23 protein-coding genes and 2 pseudogenes are annotated in these 18447 nt (G+C 68.6%); 11 read left to right on the top strand and 14 right to left on the bottom strand.

Going from position 1 to position 18447, the window contains the following annotated elements:
* Positions 1-146 precede the first annotated feature (146 nt).
* Positions 147-890: pseudogene (locus tag F4561_RS07280) on the top strand (helix-turn-helix domain-containing protein); the annotation flags it as partial.
* A gap of 187 nt (positions 891-1077) precedes the next feature.
* On the opposite strand, the gene F4561_RS07275 reads toward F4561_RS07280, so the two are convergent.
* Complete coding sequence (locus F4561_RS07275) at positions 1078-1812, bottom strand: DUF2637 domain-containing protein (RefSeq protein WP_184576007.1); 735 nt, start codon at positions 1810-1812, stop codon at positions 1078-1080.
* A gap of 138 nt (positions 1813-1950) precedes the next feature.
* On the opposite strand from F4561_RS07275, the gene F4561_RS07270 reads away from it, so the two are divergent.
* Together F4561_RS07270 and F4561_RS07265 are read left to right on the top strand one after the other, a co-directional pair.
* Positions 1951-3369 carry a polysaccharide deacetylase family protein gene (locus F4561_RS07270; protein WP_184576005.1) on the top strand — a complete coding sequence of 473 codons (1419 nt, stop codon included), beginning with the start codon at positions 1951-1953 and terminating at the stop codon, positions 3367-3369.
* 591 nt (positions 3370-3960) lie between these two features.
* Positions 3961-4716, top strand: a complete 756-nt coding sequence (locus F4561_RS07265; RefSeq protein ID WP_184576003.1) for a DUF899 domain-containing protein — start codon at positions 3961-3963, stop codon at positions 4714-4716.
* 7 nt (positions 4717-4723) lie between these two features.
* Here F4561_RS07265 and F4561_RS32390 read toward each other — a convergent pair whose 3' ends face one another.
* Positions 4724-4867 carry a hypothetical protein gene (locus F4561_RS32390; RefSeq protein ID WP_246437156.1) on the bottom strand — a complete coding sequence of 48 codons (144 nt, stop codon included), beginning with the start codon at positions 4865-4867 and terminating at the stop codon, positions 4724-4726.
* Between the two features lie 113 nt (positions 4868-4980).
* A complete protein-coding gene (locus tag F4561_RS32385; protein WP_246437155.1) occupies positions 4981-5370 on the bottom strand; it encodes a hypothetical protein in 390 nt (129 codons plus the stop codon).
* Between the two features lie 47 nt (positions 5371-5417).
* On the opposite strand from F4561_RS32385, the gene F4561_RS07255 reads away from it, so the two are divergent.
* Both F4561_RS07255 and F4561_RS07250 read left to right on the top strand, forming a co-directional pair.
* The gene (locus F4561_RS07255) at positions 5418-5849 is read left to right on the top strand and encodes a hypothetical protein (protein WP_184576002.1); all 432 of its coding nucleotides are present in this window, start codon (positions 5418-5420) and stop codon (positions 5847-5849) included.
* Positions 5850-5884: 35 nt separating this feature from the next.
* A complete protein-coding gene (locus F4561_RS07250) occupies positions 5885-6262 on the top strand; it encodes a transposase (RefSeq protein ID WP_184576000.1) in 378 nt (125 codons plus the stop codon).
* Between the two features lie 99 nt (positions 6263-6361).
* Here F4561_RS07250 and F4561_RS33175 read toward each other — a convergent pair whose 3' ends face one another.
* The gene (locus F4561_RS33175; RefSeq protein ID WP_184575998.1) at positions 6362-7951 is read right to left on the bottom strand and encodes an OmpA family protein; all 1590 of its coding nucleotides are present in this window, start codon (positions 7949-7951) and stop codon (positions 6362-6364) included.
* Positions 7900-8574: an SbtR family transcriptional regulator gene (locus F4561_RS33905; RefSeq protein WP_376773649.1), complete on the bottom strand. Its 675-nt coding sequence runs from the start codon at positions 8572-8574 to the stop codon at positions 7900-7902. Before F4561_RS33905 ends, F4561_RS33175 begins: the two co-directional genes overlap by 52 nt.
* Between F4561_RS33905 and F4561_RS07240 the strand changes: the two genes are divergently transcribed.
* Both F4561_RS07240 and F4561_RS07235 read left to right on the top strand, forming a co-directional pair.
* A complete protein-coding gene (locus F4561_RS07240) occupies positions 8528-8968 on the top strand; it encodes a hypothetical protein (protein ID WP_184575996.1) in 441 nt (146 codons plus the stop codon). The genes F4561_RS33905 and F4561_RS07240 overlap by 47 nt on opposite strands.
* Before the next feature lie 42 nt (positions 8969-9010).
* Positions 9011-9163: a hypothetical protein gene (locus tag F4561_RS07235; protein WP_184575994.1), complete on the top strand. Its 153-nt coding sequence runs from the start codon at positions 9011-9013 to the stop codon at positions 9161-9163.
* A gap of 271 nt (positions 9164-9434) precedes the next feature.
* On the opposite strand, the gene F4561_RS07230 is transcribed toward F4561_RS07235, so the two are convergent.
* The 8 genes from F4561_RS07230 to F4561_RS07195 form a co-directional block, all read right to left on the bottom strand.
* Entirely contained in the window at positions 9435-10028 is a 594-nt protein-coding gene (locus tag F4561_RS07230; protein ID WP_184575992.1) for a hypothetical protein, read from the bottom strand.
* Between the two features lie 200 nt (positions 10029-10228).
* On the bottom strand, positions 10229-10963 hold the full coding sequence (locus F4561_RS07225) for a DUF2637 domain-containing protein (protein ID WP_184575990.1): 735 nt from the start codon (positions 10961-10963) through the stop codon (positions 10229-10231).
* Positions 10964-11357: 394 nt separating this feature from the next.
* Entirely contained in the window at positions 11358-11528 is a 171-nt protein-coding gene (locus F4561_RS07220) for a hypothetical protein (protein WP_184575988.1), read from the bottom strand.
* Positions 11477-12523, bottom strand: a complete 1047-nt coding sequence (locus F4561_RS07215; protein WP_184575986.1) for a tyrosine-type recombinase/integrase — start codon at positions 12521-12523, stop codon at positions 11477-11479. Before F4561_RS07215 ends, F4561_RS07220 begins: the two co-directional genes overlap by 52 nt.
* Before the next feature lie 63 nt (positions 12524-12586).
* Positions 12587-12916, bottom strand: a complete 330-nt coding sequence (locus tag F4561_RS07210; protein ID WP_312885177.1) for a helix-turn-helix domain-containing protein — start codon at positions 12914-12916, stop codon at positions 12587-12589.
* Between the two features lie 211 nt (positions 12917-13127).
* The gene (locus tag F4561_RS07205) at positions 13128-13568 is read right to left on the bottom strand and encodes an XF1762 family protein (RefSeq protein WP_184575984.1); all 441 of its coding nucleotides are present in this window, start codon (positions 13566-13568) and stop codon (positions 13128-13130) included.
* A 225-nt stretch (positions 13569-13793) separates the two neighbouring features.
* Positions 13794-14696, bottom strand: coding sequence for a hypothetical protein (locus F4561_RS07200; RefSeq protein ID WP_246437154.1), 903 nt, complete (start codon positions 14694-14696; stop codon positions 13794-13796).
* On the bottom strand, positions 14693-15553 hold the full coding sequence (locus F4561_RS07195) for an adenine nucleotide alpha hydrolase family protein (RefSeq protein ID WP_184575982.1): 861 nt from the start codon (positions 15551-15553) through the stop codon (positions 14693-14695). Before F4561_RS07195 ends, F4561_RS07200 begins: the two co-directional genes overlap by 4 nt.
* A gap of 248 nt (positions 15554-15801) precedes the next feature.
* Here F4561_RS07195 and F4561_RS07190 point away from each other — a divergent pair, with 248 nt between their 5' ends.
* Complete coding sequence (locus F4561_RS07190; RefSeq protein WP_184575980.1) at positions 15802-16527, top strand: hypothetical protein; 726 nt, start codon at positions 15802-15804, stop codon at positions 16525-16527.
* Positions 16528-16758: 231 nt separating this feature from the next.
* Here the strand turns inward: F4561_RS07190 and F4561_RS07185 are convergent, their stop codons facing one another.
* Positions 16759-17013: a hypothetical protein gene (locus F4561_RS07185; protein WP_184575968.1), complete on the bottom strand. Its 255-nt coding sequence runs from the start codon at positions 17011-17013 to the stop codon at positions 16759-16761.
* A 293-nt stretch (positions 17014-17306) separates the two neighbouring features.
* Here F4561_RS07185 and F4561_RS07180 point away from each other — a divergent pair, with 293 nt between their 5' ends.
* From F4561_RS07180 to F4561_RS07170, 3 genes and pseudogenes are all read left to right on the top strand, one after another.
* A complete protein-coding gene (locus F4561_RS07180; protein ID WP_184575970.1) occupies positions 17307-17759 on the top strand; it encodes a hypothetical protein in 453 nt (150 codons plus the stop codon).
* Complete coding sequence (locus F4561_RS07175) at positions 17756-18040, top strand: hypothetical protein (RefSeq protein WP_184575972.1); 285 nt, start codon at positions 17756-17758, stop codon at positions 18038-18040. Before F4561_RS07180 ends, F4561_RS07175 begins: the two co-directional genes overlap by 4 nt.
* 26 nt (positions 18041-18066) lie before the next feature.
* Positions 18067-18248: pseudogene (locus F4561_RS07170) on the top strand (transposase); the annotation flags it as partial.
* Between the last annotated feature and the right edge of the window lie 199 nt (positions 18249-18447).

The raw sequence follows: 18447 nt of genomic DNA, 5'->3' as shown, positions 1-18447 counted from the left end.
CGTGGCGCGGACCGCGAAGATGGTCGCCTAGGTGTTGCGAGGCGGGGGTTGTTGACGCTGACGCAGGGGTGACATGAAGAGACCAGGCCCGGCGGCGATGATGAGAAGCCAACGACTCATCGAGCCACCGGAAAGGACGTGGTCGCGTGGTCCACCGCAATGCGTCTATGTCCGCCGAGGGATGTCGTCGCCTCGTCGAGCGCTGCGAGAACCGCCCGATCTCCCACGTAGCCGCTGAGATGGGCATCTCGCGGGCGTGTGCCTCCACGTGGGTGAACCACTACCTCCGCCACGGTGCGACCGGTTTACACGAGCGCTCCTCGGTCCCACACCGCAGCCCGCGGGCCACCTCGGGCGCGACCGTCGCCACGATCGACGCCTGGCGGCGCAAGTGGTCCGCGGCCAGGATCACCGCCGAACTCGCCCACTGCGGCACCATGCTCGACCGGCGCACCGTCACCCGCCATCCGGCCCGCCTCGGTCTCGCCCGGCGCCGCTTCATCGACCCCGCCGGCGCATCGAACCGCGCTCCGGGCCGGATCACCGCGCACTGGCCCGGCCACATGGTCCACCTGGATGTGAAGAAAGTCGCCCGCATCCCCGACGGCGGGGGGTGTCGCATGCGCGGCCGCGACTCCGTGCAAACACGTGCTGTGGACCGGGCCAAGAGCGCCGGAGCTGCGGGCGGCTACCTCTACCTCCACTCCGCCGTGGACGGGTTCTCCCGCCTGGCCTATACCGAGGCGCTGGGGGACGAGAAGGGCGCCACCGCGGCCGCCTTCCTGGCGCGGGCGAAGGTGTTCTTCGCCGCCCACGGCATTACCCACCTGTATCGGGTGGTCACTGACAACGGGACCTGCTACCGCTTGGCGGTGTTCTCCCGAATCGTCGGCCGGCGCACCAAGCATCGCCGGGCGGGCCGCAATCTCGCGTCCGGTCGGTAGGGAACCGTCCTCGCGGCTAGGGCCCAGTGCCAGGCCTCGATCCAAATTCGCGGCACGGCATCCAACGGGTTCGCGGCCTCCGTGGCAACGATGGCCCCAGCCTCGTCCTCTACCGCGAGCTGACCGCCGTTCGTTAGGCGGCCTCCCGTTGGAGCACTCCTTGCTGTCCTCGCTGCTTGACCAGCCTGCCCCACCGCTGCTTCCGGCCGAAGGCCGCGGCGATCTCACCGCCGGTCGGTAGGGAACCGTCATCCCGCCGATGCTCCAACGCCCAGCGCCAGGCCTCGAGCTGGATGAGCGGAACCGCCACTCCCCCAGAATCGACTACACCGAGTACCGAAACCGCATCACTGTTGTCTCCGGCCACATGGAGTCCTCCATCACCAAGGTCCTGCACACCTGCAGAGCTGTAATCCCCCTGCTCCTCCGAAGCCTCGCTGCCGCGTACGCCAATCCCACCGCCGGCGTACTCCGTGCGTTCGCCGCGGGCGGCCACGCGGAAGTGGCGCATGAGCAGCTCGTAGGCGCCCATCAGGGCGAAGCTCGGCCAGGCGTGGATCACCCGCGACCACACGGTTGGCTCGGCCACCGCGACGTTGGCGGCCAGGGACGCGGCGCTGCCGACGATCAGCAGCGTCCAGGGCAGCGTTCCCCCGCGCCTCCCCTGGCGGGCGTCGCTGAGCAGGGACAGGGAGGCGGCGACGATCATGCCGTCGACCGAGAGCGGGAACAGGCCGGCGCGCCAGGCCGGTTCGCCGTGGCGCAGTGCCAGTTCGAACATGTGGGCATAGGAGACGACCGCGGCGATCGCGGCCAGCAGGCAGACGGTCGCGATCGTGGTCCAGCGCGAGAGGGGCGACGTGTGCACGGCGGGTCACTCACTCTTTCCCAGGTGAAAGGAACAGTGAGGGAGCCGCCCGCGGCCAAGCTACCGTGCGTGATAAGCGCCGAAGCATCCTAACCAGAGTGGGAGACGGCGCTCTGCCTCTCGCGCGGTGGGAGACAAATGGGAGACGCGAACCTCTCCCACCCGCTCCCAACGGCCGCGAACGGCTCCCAAGAGACCCACCTGACCTGCCCGGACACCGAGACGGGCTGGTCACAGGAACGGGGGCTGACCGAGGAGGCCGTGCCGGACGACTACGCGGTCCCCGTCACGGCCAACTACCCCGTGATCCCGAACGCCGACGCGCTGAACGAGCGCCTGGCGGAAGCCGTCGACCAGCGGGTCGGCAACTTCACGGTCGTGAACCCCTCAGCCACGGGGTTCGAGGCCGACTGGGAGATCAGCGTCGCCGCGGACGGGATCGTGGGCGTTCGGATGACCTGGACCGAAGAGGACTCGCAGGGCGAGCACCTCGGGTACGAGACCCACTGGTACGACGCCGAGACCGGACGAGCGGCGTACTCCACCGAACTCCTCGCCGGACAGGAACAGCTGGAAGCGCTCAACGAGCTGGTCATTGCGCAGCTGGAGGGCGAAGAGATCAGCCAGGACGCGCTCCAACCGGTGCTGGGCCTGTACGACTCGATCGCGTTCAACGACGACGGCAACCTGGTGGTGGAGTTCGACGAAGGACAGGTCGCACCGGAGAGTGAGGGTCGGGTAAGCGCTGTCATCGCGAGCACCGAGGCCGCTCCGCTGCTCTCCAACTTCGGCACGCACGCCCAGGAAGCCGCTCGGGCGGTGGAGGAGGACTTCACAGCCGAGGTGGTCGAGACGATCGGTGAGGCTACCCCGGTGCCAGGGCGCATGGAGGACTGGACCGAGAGCATCGACTGCACCGACTCCAACACCAGGTGCGTGGCGCTGACCTTCGATGACGGCCCCGGGTCGCGCACCCCCGACCTCCTGGACACCCTGGCCGAGCATGATGCGCCCGCGACGTTCTTCCAGACGGGCGAGATGATCGACAGGTACCCCGAGACCGTGCGCCGCGCGTACGCGGAGGGGCACCAGCTCGGCAACCACACCATCAACCACCCCGACCTGACCCCCCTGGACGCGGCCGAGATCCGCGACGAGCTGGCCCCGGTCAACGAGCAGATCTGGCGCCTGACCGGGGACAGGCCGGTGATTCAGCGTCCGCCCTACGGCGCCACGAACGAAACGGTCGCCGAGGTCTCCCAGGAGCTAGGGCTGGCGCAGATCCTGTGGAACGTCGACACCGAGGACTGGAAGGACCGGGACTCGGAGATCGTGGCCCAGCGGGCCCTCGACGACGCGCAGCCGGGAGCGATCATCCTGATGCACGACATCCACGACACGACGGTCGACGCGGTTCCGGCCATCCTCGAAGGGCTGGCGGAGGATGGGTACACCCTGGCCACGGTGTCGGATCTACTCGGGGAGACCGAGCCGGGCGAGCTCTACTACAGCAGGGGTCGGCCCACACTGCCGCCCGAGTCCGGCCCGGACGCCTGACCATCTGACCGCCTGACGACACCTGGGGCCGCATCCCGTCAGGGGTGCGGCCCCGACCTCTTTCCCCAGCCGGCCGGCCTTGCGCGCGCCGACCGCCCGGACGGCGAGCGCGAGGCCGAGACGTGCGAACTCCTCGGGATGGAGTGGGATCTGCTCCCCGGCGTCTTCTGGCCGAAGCCGGGGACCGGTACCGAGTGGTACACCACCGCGCCGTCACATCGCTCATCGCCCAGTACACGCGCGACTCGGAGCTGGCGGGGCGATGCTCGTAGTCGCGGACCAAGCGGCGGTGCAGGGCCAGAGTGCCCTAGGTGCCGACGGTGTTGTCATGCACCGAGGCGGCCAGCACCACCACTGCTACGACCAGGCCCAGCACCTCGTCACCGCCACGACCGACCTACTCCGCCGACCCCCCAACCCGACCATGATCAAACCCTGCCAACTTCCTGACGCACGACACATCTTTCTCCTGATCAATCCGCACTAAAGAGACCATGGGAGCGATGGGTATGAATCGTGGCGACGACACGACGGGCCGGTCCCAAACGAGATCGATAGCTGTGCGACCACGAACAACCGGGGGAAATCACGATGACCGAGCATCGAGCGGCGACACGTGAAGAGTGGCTTACCGCGCGGCGGGAACTCCTCGAGGCCGAGAAAGAGCTGACGCGACGCAGTGACGAGGTTGCGCGGCGACGGCAGGAGCTGCCGTGGGTTCGTATCTACAAGGAGTACCGCTTCGACACCGACGAGGGGAGCGCCTCCTTGGCGGACCTGTTCCGAGGACGCTCGCAGCTGCTCGTCTATCACTTCATGTTTGGGCCCGACTACACGGCAGGGTGCCCCGCCTGCTCGGCGATCGCCGACGGCTTCAACGGCTTCGTCGTCCACCTGGCCAAGCACGACGTAATGCTTTGGGCGGTGTCGCGGGCTCCGCTCGCGAAACTGCAGGCGTACAAGCAGCGGATGGGGTGGAGCTTCCCCTGGGCGTCGTCGCTTGGCAGCGACTTTAACGACGACTTCAGTGTCCACTTCACCGAGGAGCAACAGCGCGAGGGCGGTATCGAGTACAACTACCAGCGCGAGCCCGCTTGGCAGCCACGTGGCGACGAGGGGTCCGACCCCTTCGCGGCTATGTGCGGAACCGACGCGGCCACGTACACGCGCGAGCGGCCGGGTATGAGCGCGTTCGTACTCGAGGACGGCGTCGTTTGCCACACCTACTCGTCCTATGCGCGCGGGCTGGACGGCCTCTGGGGGATGTACCAGTGGCTCGACCGCGCACCCAAGGGGCGCAACGAGACCGATCTCTGGTTCCGTCGCCACGACGAGTACGACAGCTAGTGCCGTATCAGGCAACGTTCGCCCTGTCGACGACGGCGCGCAGGCGCCGGTCGTCGGCATGGCGGTTTCGCCAGATGACGTAGCGGCGGATCATGCTGCCCTGTTCCTTGTGGTCGGCGTGGTCGGTACCGTCGAGGGTGAAGTAGCGCAAGGCGGTGACCTGGCCCTCGATCCGGTTCAGCCAGGAGCTGTTGGTCGGCGTGTAGGCGATCTCGACGTTGCTCGCCGCCGCCCAGGTACCGACCCGCTGGCACTTCTTCGTGGTCAGGTGCGGGGAGAAGTTGTCGCAGACGACCGCGACGCCTGGACCTCGGGTGGGTAGAGGCTGCGCAGGTAGCGGCAGAACTCCAGGAACTGAGTGCGCTTCTTGACCGGCTTGATGTGGCCGTAGAGCGTGTCCTTGGCCAGGCCCGGGGCGGCAAACAGGTGCCGTACTCCGCCGTAGCGGTTGTAGGTCGCCCGCCGCCTACGGGGGCGTGGTTCGCAGCCGGGGTCCTTGTGTTTGCCGCCGCGTTCGGCCCACTGCCGGCCCGGGTGCGGCATCAGGTTGAGCGGCCCGAACTCGTCCAGACAGAAAATGACTTCGGGCTCGCCCTTCTCGGGTATGACCTCGCCATCGGCGATCGCGTAGAGGTGCTCGAAGATGACCCTCAAGCTGGTCCTGGAACCGATCTGCGAGGCCGATTTCTACCCGCACAGCTATGGGTATCGGCCCGGACGACGGGCTCAGGATGCCATCGCCGAGACGGATACGTCGCAAGCATCCGCACCTGACCTGGAAACAGGTCCGCCGTCGCTACTACGACGCCGACCGGATCCGCGAGGAAAAGCTGGTCCTCTACAACTCGGCGAAGATGCCGGTCGAGCGATACCGCTACCACGGAACGAAGATCGCGACACCGTTCAACGTCGACGTGATCGACCCGGCGGGTGCCCGCTTCCGCCCCACGAGCCACGACGACGTCGCCTTTGTCGGGCAGGTCTCCGAACGCGTCAACGAACCCACCCGGGGCACGCGGAGAGCCCGGTGCGGGGACAACCCACACGCCGGGTTCGGCGGGCGGGGACGGGAAAACCGACAGCCAAAACGCTTCACGGCGTCCCGTCCCCGACCCAACAGATCCAGGCACTGAACCGCTCAGCCCCGGTGCTGCCGATGATGCCGGCCGTGCCCGAGCGCCAGACCCACGACTACGTCCGCGCAGGTAGGACCATCCTGTTCGCGGTCCTGGACGCGGCCTCGGGCACGGTGATCGCCGCCCAGCACCGCAAGCACCGATCCATCGAGTTCCGCAAACTCCTCAACCAGATCGACAGGGAGACACCCTCGGACCTGGACGTGCATCTGGTCCTGGACAACTACGGCACGCACAAGGCCCCGATCATCAAGGAATGGCTGCTGGCCCACCCCCAGTTCCACCTGCATTTCATCCCGACCAACTCCAGCTGGATGAACCTGGTCGGGCGGTTCTTCGCCGAGATCACCCGCCGAATGATCCGACGCGGCACCTACACTTCGGTCTGCGCTACAGACGTGGATCGATGACTGGAACGACGATCCCCGGCGGTTCGTGTGGGTCAAAAGCGCCGAGGAGATCTTCGCTAACTTCACCGCATATCTTCAACGAATTAACGACTCAGAACACTAGCCCCGAATGGGGACGTCGGCGGCATCGCCGAAGGCGCCGGTCTGGAGGGTCAGAGTTTCAACGTCCTTCTCGGGGGCGAGGAACCAGGCGATGGTGCGGTACTCATCGCCGGGGTGCAGCTCGTGCACCTCCTCGGCGAAGCTGGAATAGCCCTCCTCCGGGTGGTTCAGCTGCACCACGGAGTGGGTGACCCCGTCGCCGTCCTCGGTCTGGAACCCGCCGAGGGTGCCCTCGCTGAACTGGTCCGGCTGGCCGGGCAGTCGCGTGGCCGCGCCACTCAGGTCCGGGGTGACCGGCTCGGAACCGGTGTTGGCGAAGCCCATCACCGCGACCACGTAGGCGCCGTCGCGCACGAACGGATAGACGTTGAGCTCCACGTCGCCGTCACTGAGCGTGACCTCGGCCTCGCCGTCGTCGGCGTTGAAGGCCGCGGGGTCGCCGGCGCGCTCCAGGATGCCCTCGTGGCGGGCGTTCTCATCCTCGATGACCTGGTCGAACGGACGCTCCTGGGAGATCTCCACCCGCCTGTTTCGGGCCTGGGCTTCCTCGTCCTCGCCCTCCTCGGCGATGAGCGGCTCGGAGCTGCCGAGCCCATCGGTTTGGATCTCGAAGCTCTCGCCCAGCTCCGGCTCCACGATCTCCCGCACGGCCTCGGCCCGCTCCTCCGACAGCGTCCGGTTGTAGGCGTCGTCACCCACGCTGTCGGTGTGGCCGGTGATCTCGATGGGGCCCTCGGCGTCGAGGTTCTCGCTCATGTACGTCGCGAGCTCGGTGAGCCGGTCCTCCACCTCGGGCTGGAGCTCGGACTCATCGAACTCGAAGGCCAGGTCGGCGTTGAGTGCGAAGGTCTCCTCGGTGCCGGCCCGGGTGACGGCGATCTCGCCGTCGTCGACCATGCTCTCCATCTGCCTCGGCGCGTCCCAGAAGTCGCCCTCGGGCTCGTGGAGCGGGTAGACGACGGTGGTGTCCTCGCCGATGTCCTCGACGGGCTCCCAGGTCTCCTCGTCGATCAGCTCGTTGGCGTTGGGCTCCTCGGCCGGGCTGATCTCGTCCACGTGCTCGACCGGGATCCCGGTCATCGCGCCCATGCCCTGGCCGGTGTAGGTGATGTGCGTGACGTACTCCGGCAGCGGGGGGAAGTACACCCGGTATGCCTGGGGGATGTTCTGGAGCACGGGAAGCGTCCCCACGTCCTCGTCCTCGGTGAAGTAGGGGCCGAAGGCCTGGCCCTGCTCATCGGTCAGCTGTTCGTAGGCAAGCCCGTCAATGGGGTCCACCAGGCGGGAGGGTGAGGAGACCCTCGAACCGCCCGTCGTGGCGTCGATCATCGTGACCTCGATCTCCAGCACGGTGTACTCGGGGCCGCTCTGCAGCCCGTTGATGCCCAGACGTTGGTTCACGTCGTCGCCGCCTTCGATGAAGATGCGGCCTTCCTTCTCGTAGGGGAAGTCCCCGTAGTCCTGTTGCTCCGCGCCCTCTTCGGAGGGTGCGGGCTCCTGCTCGCCGGATGATCCCGGCAACAGGCCGCAGGAAGTCAAGGCGAGAACCACGACCAGGCTCGACGTCGCGATGATTCTGTTATCCATGTGGGGGAGTCTCCGTCTCCGGTGGCAGTGCCGGTAGCTGATGCTTCGACGCAGGCCGGGGCGGGTGTGGTTCCCGTGTGACGGGCCTGAACGCGCTCACCCGGCCACCGGGGCGGCGGCCGGGGCGCTCCATGATGTCGCCGGTCTCCCGTGCCACCACGGCGCGGCGCCCCAGAACTCCGGGGAACCTTCGGGCACCTCCGGTGTGCCGCCCAATCGGGCTCCGCCAATCGCGGGCGCCCCACCTGCGGACCCTCCAGAGCCCCGGCGGCCCCCGACCCTGATTTCTTGGGCTCGCTGCCGCTCGCCTCGAGGTCGGGGCCCCGGCGGCCCTCGACCCGACGCCCCCCGCTCCCCGATCCGCCGTCCTCCCACCCGGGCTGCGCCATCGACGCGCACGCCGCGACGAGCGCGTGCACCTCCGCCACCCCCACGTCGGGGCGCACCGCCCCGGTCGCCTGCGCGCGCCGCAGCAGCACGGCCAGTGCGTCACTGAACTCCCGCCGGGCCGCCGGCGCCGGGTCCGGCGCCTGCCCCGCCGCGTCACGAGCGAGCGCCTCGCGCAGCGCCCGGTTGATGGAAACCGGGGAGCAGCACTGGTGTGTCGATCTGACTGAGCTCACCGACGACGGCGAGCAGCACCTGATCGCCGACGTGACAGTGGCGCCCGACGGCACCGCCTACGCCGTCGACGAGCTGACCCCGACGGTGTTCGCCGTCGAGCCCGATGGCCGCGCCTCGGTCTTTCTGCGGAGCGACCTGCTCGAGGGCACGCTGGACATTCCCGATTTCCTGGACGACGTGGGGATGGCAGCGGTGGACTGGGTGGAGGGAAACCAGTTGATCATCGCCATGGCCGACGGCTCCCTGGTACGGGTGCCCGTCGACAGTCCCGACGAGGCGCAGCCGGTGGAGCTCTCCGAGCCGCTGGCGCCTCCCACGGCCGGCATGCTGCCCCTGGAGGACGGCTCGATCACGGCGGTCAGCAGCGGCCTGCTGTCCGGCGAGCCCGCCTAGATCCAGCGCGTGGAGCCCGAAGACGGCTGGAAGGAAGCCACGGTGACGGTCACCGACACCGTCGAGGATCCCGTCACCAGCGACGTGACCGCGGGACCGGACGGGACGACGTACGCGCTCAGCGGCGGGTTGGCCGAGCTCCTCGCGGGCGAGCCCAACGACGGATTCGCCCTGACCCCGGTCACGACCGACTAAGTCGGAGACCACGCCCCCAGACGACCTGCGGGCGCCACTCCCGTGACCTGTCCCGGAGCCGGCATCGTGCGGTAGCCCCCTCCCGCGGGCGGACTACCGCACTCCTGGGTCCTTAGGACAGGCCTCCCTGTCGTCGGGTCATCGCTCGTCCGGGATAGCTGATGTTTTCCGGCAACCAAACTGCCTCGTTGGATTCACATCCCGAAGAAAATTCGGGCTCCACAACATCGAAATTCCTGGCCAAGATGTCGTCTGGCGGCGGAGAGGGGATTCACCGCCCGCCGATGGCCGGGGCGCGGTAGATGTCGCGGAGGTCGACGCCGGCGGCCGCGGCCATGCGGCGCATCTGCCCGGCGTGGTCGTGTCCGCGTTCCAGCGCGTCCAGCTCGACGCACATCGCCGGCAGCACGGTGACGAAGCGCAGCACCGGTTCCGCCTGATCGCCACTGAAGTGGGTGAACGCGGCATCCACCCAGAGGTTGGGTTCCATGAGCAGGCAGTCGATCCGGGAGTCGGGGATGAGGGGTTCGGCGTTGACGTAGCCGTGGCCGAACTCGTATCCCCGGCCCGTCTGGATGACGCGCTCCGCTGCGACGTGCACCAGGTAGGCCGCCTCGGCGTCCTGGCCGGGCAGCACGGAACACGCGAACTCCTCCGGCAGGGCGGAATCGACCTCCTGGAACCGCACCCCCATGGTCGCGGCGGAAACCAGCTCCAGCGTGGTGTGCCGGTGGACGCTGACACCGAATCCGCGGTTGTAGCCCGGCATCGTGGCCGACGTTCCGGAGACGTAGGGCCCGAGGTAGCGCTCGACGTGCTCGAAGAGCCCCTCGAACAGGGCCGGATCACTGCGCGGAAAGCTCACGAAGAAACCCTAGCGTGCCCCCGTGGGCGGGCCCATCCGCACAGATCCGCGGTGGGATACGCCGAGGCGCCTACCTTCGGAGTTGCGTACGCACTGCACGCGATGCGTACGCAACCCCGCGGACAGGCTCAGGGGAATGTACGTAACTGTCGAGTCGCCCCTCCGACACACACCCCATACGGACGTTCCAGGAGTCGCCGTCATGCGACGAGTTGATCGAGTACTCCCTGCTGGCCGCGCTGTTTGACTAGCCGCCCCCAACGCTGCTTCCGTCCGAACGCCGCAGCGATCTCGCTTCCCGTCGGGAGGGCACCATCCTCGCGCCGGTGCTTCAGCGCCCAGTTCCAGGCCTCGACCTGAATAGGCGGGACAGCCACGCCCCCCGGATCCACAGGATCGAGTGGCGGAGTCGCACCGCTGTCGGACTCGATCACACGCAAGCCTCCAACGGCGAACTCCTGCGCACCGGCCGAACCGACCGCGTCGCCATTAGCGTCGTCGCTGTCGCGTTTCGCGCCCGACCCGTCGTCGGTGTAAGCCGTGCGTTCGCCATAAGCAGCCATACGGAAGTGGCGCATGAGCAACTCGTAAGCACCCATCAGGGCGAAGCTCGGCCAAGCGTGGATCACCCGTGACCACACGGTCGGATCGGCCACCGCGACGTTGGCGGCCAGCGAGGCCGCGCTACCAACGATCAGCAGGCTCCACGGCAGCACTCCCCCACGCCGCCCCTGGCGGGCGTCGGTCAGGAGGGTCATCGACGCGGCGATGATCATGCCGTCGACCGATAATGGGAACAGGCCGGCGCGCCAGGCGGGCTCGCCGTGACGCAACGCCAGCTCGAACATGTGGGCGTAGGAGACCACGGCTGCGATCGCGGCCAGCAGCAGGACGGTGGCGGTGGTGGTCCAGCGCGGCCACACCGGACTCGACATGGGTACTCGCTCCCTTTCGCAGGTCATCGCCATACGCGGGAGCCGGACGCCGGTGAGCACTACCGTGGATACGAGCCTCGGGCGATCGTGGAGACAGCCAGGACGGGCCGAAAGCGTGGAGACAAAATGGAGACGAGAAGATGCCTCAAGGGGGGTTCAACGGCGCCGAACGGCTCCCAACGAGGGCCTCTGACCTGCACCTCCGAACACCGGTCCAGGTCGGCCGGAGCGCCGAACTACCTTGACACGGTAGAGGTCACTGGTTCGAGTCCAGTATCGCCCACCAGTATCGCCGCAGGTCAGGATGGGTCTCTCAGATTTCTCCACGGAAGGCGGGAGCCGCCGTGGGAGATTTTTGGGAGATCATCTTTTTTTCGGAGGGGCCTTCGGCCCCTCAGGCAACGTCGTCGCGGTAGTGCTCACGGGTGAGTTCCGGGACGAGTGACGCCAGTTTTCGTTGCTCTGTGTGATCGAGACTGGTGATGCTGGTCTGCCATCGCCGGGTGAGCACCTTCAGGATCCGGGCTTTGGTATCGGCGGTGACGTGTTCGTAGACGTTGGCCATGCCCGGCATCCGATGGCCCAGCCGCGCGGCCCGGCCGACTTCGGGGATGCCGTCGTCGGCCAGCCACGTGCGGTGGGTGTGGCGGCCCTCGTTGAAGGTGAACCCGGGCAGGATCGGTGACCGCAACCACACCTCCTCGCTCTGGGGTTGCCCGTCCCAGGCGGGGCGCCAGAACCGGGCACGGAAGTTCCCGCGCCGCAGCTGCCCACCCTGAGGGCCGGTGAACACCGCTCCCCGGGTTCGACCGCGCTGCGGAGGTCGACGTAGAGGGCGTTGAGAAAGCCGGGCAACGGGATCCACCGTTTACCCGCCGGCGTTTTCGCCCGTTTGGCTTTCTTCAACCGCCCGGCGGTCTCCTGGAGTGGGGTGCGTACCGGGATGGCGTGGTTGACCTCGTCGTACTCGTGGGACTCCAACGCCACAAGCTCCGACCAGCGCGCCCCGGTGTAGGCGTTGAGCAGGCACAGCACGAAGCCGGCGCGGCCGAACGTGTGGTGCAACCGCATGGCCGCCCGCAGCACCTGCACCGGGGTGGCGACCTGTCGGTCTGTCTCGTAGCCGCCGGAGGAGACCCGTACTCCGTTGCAGGGGTTGGCGGGGATCCGGCGGGCACGCACGGCGGTGTTGCACAGGGTGGAGAACAGCGCGAATACCGAGGCCACCGAGGGTTCGGCCAACTCGTCGTGTAGCCGGTTGACCCAGCCTTGGATCTCCAGGTGGTTGTTGAAGATCGCGATCAGCGGCCAGTCCTTCCAGGCCGGCAGGATGTGGGCATCCAGGTAGGAGCGGTACTTGGCCGCGGTGTTGTCCGACAGGCGGGCCTGTGCCCACCACTGGGCGGCGAACTCCCCGAAGGTGATCTCCTGCTCCTTGGGGTCGATCCAGGTTCCGGCGCGGACGTGGGCCTCCTGCTCCTGTCCCCAGTTCAGCGCGGCGGTTTTGGTTTCGAAGCCGCCCTTGGATGCCCAGGTGTTGTCCAGGCGCTGGTAGCGCACCCGTCACCCGCGTCCACGTTGTTCGGCATAAGTCATAGAAACACTGCCCTTTACATCGTAGATTTACTCTGTCCGGTGAGGCGGGGCGCCCCGGCTGGTGACCGGGTCCCGTGTCGCCTCGCGCACGATCCGGTGCAGGTCCTCAGCGCTGAAGCGCAGGTGCTTGCCGAGGAAGGTGCAGGGCACCGCCCGCTGCGCGGCTTTCTTGCGCAGCCAGGACTCGGGCACCTTGAGAAGCTCGGCCGCCTCGGCGGGGGTATAGACCTCTGGCGGCACCGGACCGGCATCCCGCTCCCCCGTACTGGAGGATGCGGGAGCTGCAGGGTAGGTGTCGCCATCCTTTTTGTCACCACGTTTCAGCTGGTCAGCGTTGTTTTCTTGCTTGCGGGTCACACCGACCTCACCTTCGGGATAGCCACGAGCGGGACACGGCTACAGCCAGCTCGGTGGCAAAGGAACACGAACGCGCCGAGCGCGGCGTGGGCAGAGCGGCGCCACCGCCCGTGCCGCAACTGCCAGGTGGGATCCGCGGGGATGCCGCCCGGCATCGCGGCACGGGAGTGCGATCGACTGCGGCAACGAATGGGGAGATATCGCGCCGCGCTCATGGGGCTTCCCACCGCATCCGGGCGGTGGCGCCGCTACCGGCGGCACCGGGACGGTTCCAGCTTTCCCGCGGCGGCAGCGCTGCCGCGGGGCGCCATCCGGCCGCGCGCAGTGAGGCGCCAGACTCGCCGTGTTGGGTGTAGGTGACCAGGCGGTCATAGCCCAACGCGCGGGTAGCCCGCCATGCGGCCCCGTACAGTTTCGAGCACGCGTTGGCCGTGCCATCGGTGGCCAGCCGGGTAACCTCCAGCGTGCGCGCGTCATCGAGGCCCCGCGCCACGGGCCGGCCGACGATGGCCACCCCCACCAGATAGCCCTGCGCGTTGCAGACCCCGAGGCTGAACTTGTGCCCCCGCGGGGGCCGGGGGTGGTGGCGGTGCCACACGGCCACGTACTCTCCGGCGTCACGCAGTGAGACGGGAACGATGCGCAGGCCCATTACGCCTCACCTCCCCTCTGGTCGGCGAGCAGGTGGGCCTGTCAGGCTCGGTCTCGGCGACCCAGGCCAAGCCAGCGCCACCAAGGGCAGCGGCAGCGCCCATGCCCAGACCGGCATAGCCAGTGCACAACGCCCCGATCGCGACCGTGTGCGACGTGGTGGTCACCGGCTCTTTGGGAGCGTGGGGCACAACCCCTCTGGGCACCGGCAGCAGCGGGGACGGCATTAGCACTCACGCGGCACCACCCCCTCGGTGCCGGCCCGGGTGCCGCGGCAGGCCCACGGCACGCACGGCGTGGGGCGGGGGGTTCGTTCGGCATCGAGATCGGCCTGGTCCAGGGGAACGCGCTCAGGGTGGAGGTAGCAGGTCGTCTCCTGCGGCATGCCGCACGGTGCCATCGATTGGGGGCCGTGGCGCAGCGCGGCATCGAGTGCTACCGCTTGTTGCCAGGCCTGGGGGTCGGTGGCGCGGAGTTCGGCCCAGCTCGCGTTGGTCCGGTTGGGGCACGGGGTGCACGCCATGTCCGGTGGGTGGGCCAGTTCGTGGTGGTGCAGGTAGGCGCGGCAGTCAGCGCTACTCCAGCCCAGCTCCACCAGCGGGTAGCGGTTACGGCGGTAGCGCGCCGTGGCGGGGCGGGCGTGCTGGGGCTGTTCGGCGCCCAGACCGAGAACGCAGTCGGCGAGCACGCCTGCGGCGACGGTGGCAGCGCTGGGGTAGCCGAGCAGGTCGGCGATAGCGGCATCCACGGCGTGGGACTGCCGGTAGGCGCAGCCGCTGACCATTCGGCCGTGCGTGCCCTCGGCAGTACGGGTGTACAGCGGCAGCAGACTCGTGTGGGTCTCGCTCAGAGCGGGGGTGACACCGGCATCGACCCACAGCACCTGGGTGCCGGCCTCCGCGGCGATGCGGGCGAGACGGTCCAGGTAGCGGTAGAGCCGGGCCGGATAGGCCCCGGTGTCGGGGATCAGCATGGCGTCGAATCCGGGGATTGCGCGGTGGGTGGCCAGCACCAGCAGCGCTGCCGCGCCGGGGGTGCCGTCCAGCAGCAGCAGTCGCAGACGCCGCTGATGCCGCGCGAGGCGGGGCCCAGAAGTGTCAGCAGGTCGTGCACGGGAGGGGACGGTCATGCCGCACCTCCTGTATCAGCGTCGTGGGGGTCCTCACCGCGGCAGGACCATGGGGAGCACCCCTCGGGTTCGGGTCCGGTGTCGATGCCGAGGGCGACCTGGCCCAGGGGGACGCGGTCGCGGTGAAGGTAGAAGGTGCCGTGCGGCATGCCGCGTGATGCCGCTGCCGGGGGGCCATGGCGGATCGCGGCATCGAAGGCCACGGCGTCCTCGAACGCCTCCGGTTCGGTGGACTTCAGCTCCGCCCAGGACTCGTTGGAGCGAAACGGGCACCCCACACAGGCAGACTTGGGTGTGTCGCCCAGGCCGTGGTGGGTGAGCAAGGCGCGGCAGTCGCGGCGCGTCCAGCCGATCTCGATCAGCGGGAACCGGTTGCCCAGGTAGCCCACGTCGGCATCTTTGGCCCGGTGGAACTCCTCGGTACTGATCCCGATGGACTGCTCGGCATAGACCCCCTCGGGCACCCGGTTGGGGTGCGGATAGCCCAGCAGGCGCCGGGCCTCTTTCTTCAGCGGGCGGATCTTGTACTCGGCGGTGCACTGGCGCCGCCCCATGCGGCGCTCGCCGTTGGCCCCGGTGATGAACAACGGCATGGAAGCGAACCGGTGCTGCGCATCGAGGGCGTCGTCGCGGATGTTGCCGGCACTGACCCGGTGCAGGGGGATGCCGGCCTCGGCGGCGATGGCACCGAGCCGCTCCAGATGGGCATAGACCGAGGGCGGTTCCCATCCGGTGTCGGCGAACAGGGCGTAGTCGAAGCACGGGACCGCGCTCTGGGCGGCCAGTAGGAGCAGGGCGCTGGATTGCACGCCTGCGCCCAGGGAGAGCAGCCGCAGGCGGGGTGTGGGTGTGGGCATGTCGCGGTGTCGGCGTTGGACTCGGATGCCTCTCACCCATATATGGAGATTTCAGATCCCGATCGGGCTAACGCCTCCGGGAACAAGCTCACCGTGAATGCGTACGCAGCGCGTGTGCACTGCGTACGCATTTCCTGCACACGAGACCCCTGGTGCGAATTTTTTCGTCGGTGCGTACGCACCGCACATTTCCTGCACATCCAGATGTGTACATAGGAACTCGACGTCAACAACCACGGGAGTTTCCTATGTCAACGTTGGTGGTTGCCTCGCCGTTGCAGGCGCTGGAGGAATCATTTCGCCTACTGGCGCAGGGGCCCGGCCAGCCGTATCTGGCCGTGGGCGAGGTGCACGAGCTCACCTGCACCCAGCTCGCCGCCGGCGAGTTGGCCCTCGTGCTGCGCGAGGGATCGGCGGCGACCCGCGATGGCGTGTGGCGGGCCCTGGTGCGCCAGGCCCGCGCGGAGCAGAGCACCTGGGTGGTGCTCGCCGCCGGGTTGGCCCTGCCCGGGCTGCGGGCGGTGGTGGCCCGGTGGGGGCGGCGGCAGGGGGTGAACCGTGAGGACCTCGCTGCCGACGTGCTGGCCCAGTTCCTTGAGGGGCTGTGGCAGGTGGACCTGGCCGCGCCGCATGTGTGCCGCCGGCTGTGCTATTCGGCGGAGAAAGCCGCCCGGCGCCACTACTACCAGCGCCGCCGCGACCGCGACCGCCTCGCGCCCCAAGCCGAGGACGGCCTCGCGGCACCGGTCACGGCGCGCCATCCCGAGCAGGTGTTGGCCCAGGCCGCCCAGGCGGGGGTCCTGACCTGGGGTGAGGCCGAGCTGATCGCCCGCAGCCGCTTGGAGTGGCGCAGCCTGGCCAGCGCTGCGGCCGAGTTGGGCGTGGCCTATGGCACGGCCAAGTGGCGGCGCCGGTGCGCGGAGACACGGCTGGCCGCCTGGATCACCGACAAAGAAAATCTCGACTCCTGTTAGCCCGATCGTCGTGTGAATTCTCCATACATAGGTGAGGGCGGCTACTACCCGCCCTCACCCGGCACGGCCCCGAAGTTCTCGCGATAGGTCCGGAGTGTTCCCGCACGCCAGGGAACGACCGGAGTGCCCCGGGATGAGCGAATCGCGGCATGAGGAAACGGGCATGACGCCCTTGGACCATGGAGTTGCTACGACAACACGATCCATGAAAGCGCCATGCCCGCCCCCACATCATCCCGCACCCGCACCCGCGCTGCGGCCGATACCGCAGAAGACCCCGTCACCGGCCTGCTCGACCACCTCTCCACGGTGCCCGACCCCCGCCGCCCGCAAGGCATCCGCTACCCGCTGCCCCGCCATCCTGGCCATGGTCGTCTGCGCGATGAGCGCCACCGGCCACGACAACGCGACCGCCGCGGTGGAATGGGCCCATCGCGCCGAGCCCGCACTGTTGATGCGGCTGGGCCTGCGCTTCGACCCCGTCACCGGCAAAGTACCGGTGCCCACCGAACGCACCGTCGCCGAACTCCTGGCCGACCTCGATCCCCACACCCTCGCGGCGGCCGGGGCCGCCCACGCCGAAGCGATCGTCGCCCCCACCGGCCCCGCCCCCGAGCAGAACAACGGGCACACCCCCGACGGGTGCCCGAACGCGAGCACCGCCGCCGACGCAGCCCTCCCGCGGCCCGGCCGCGCCAGGCGTGCCTGGCCGCCGACGGCAAGGCCATGCGCGGCTTGCGCCGGGGCCAGGGCACCCGCGCCGGGGCACCCGCGCCGGGGTGTTCCACCTGGCCCGCCACAGCGACGCGGTGGTCACCACCGCCCAGTCGATCGGGGCCAAGCACACCGAGACCGCGGCGTTCACCGCCGCCCTGGACCACCTGGCCGAGGAAGACCTTGCCGGGCGTGTGATCACGGCCGACGCGCTGCACACCGTGAAGGCCCACGCCTCCTACCTGCACCGGCGCGGAGCCCACTACCTCTTCTACGTCAAGACCAACCGGGCGGCGCTGCACGCGCACCGGGCGGGCCTGCCCTGGAAGCAGGTGGGCTGGGCCCACGACGAGGGGTGGCAGCGCAACCGCGACCGCTTCGAGCGGCGCCGGGTGAAGGTCCTGGCCGCCGACGGTCTGGGCATCGCCTTCCCCATGCCGCCCAGGTACTGCTCCTCGAGCGCCGCACCCGCCACATCGGCACGGCCCGCACCACGAAGACGACGGTCTTCGCGGTGACCGACCTGCCGGCCCACAAGGCGCGGCCCGCCGAGCTCGCGGACTGCTTGCGCCGGCATTGGTCCATCGAGGCCGTGCATCACATCCGGGACGTGACCTGGAGGGAAGATGCGCGCCGGGCCCGCATCGGGGCGTTGCCGGTGGTGCTGGGGTGCCTGGCCGATATCGCCCGCCAGGCCCTTGCTGCTGCGGGGTGGGCCAACCTCGCTTCCGGCCGCCGCGCACACACCGATCCGGACAAAGCTCTGCAACTACACCGGATACCGCAGATCAGTACATAACCGCCATAACGCGAGAACTTCGGGGCCGTGAGGGTGTGGAGTCCTCCAAGCGGTTGAGGCGACACCGGTGGCAGGTCGAGCGCACCATGTGGCCTGGCTGGACGGATGCCGCCGCCTCCACCGCCGCTACGAACGCCAAGCCGACCACTTCCTGGCCTTCGCCGGCATCGCCTGCACGCTGATTTGCTACCGAAGACTGGCCAAATGAGAGGAGTTCTAAATAAGCAAGTCCCATTCGAGAAGGCCGTGGGTGTCCAGGACCAAGGCTCTGAAATAGAACAGGTGACGCTGTCCAACTGGTGTTCGTTCGGACAGTTGCCCGCCCGGTTGCAGGTTTCCGATGCAACTTCGATGGAGAGGGCACCGGCGACGGAAATTCCGCTGGGGAAAGGGTTATACCTATGCCA

The sequence above is a fragment of the Lipingzhangella halophila genome, from assembly GCF_014203805.1.
Lineage (GTDB): Bacteria > Actinomycetota > Actinomycetes > Streptosporangiales > Streptosporangiaceae > Lipingzhangella > Lipingzhangella halophila.
Note: the sequence above shows the minus strand (reverse complement) of the source record. Positions and strands in the feature narration are given on the sequence as shown.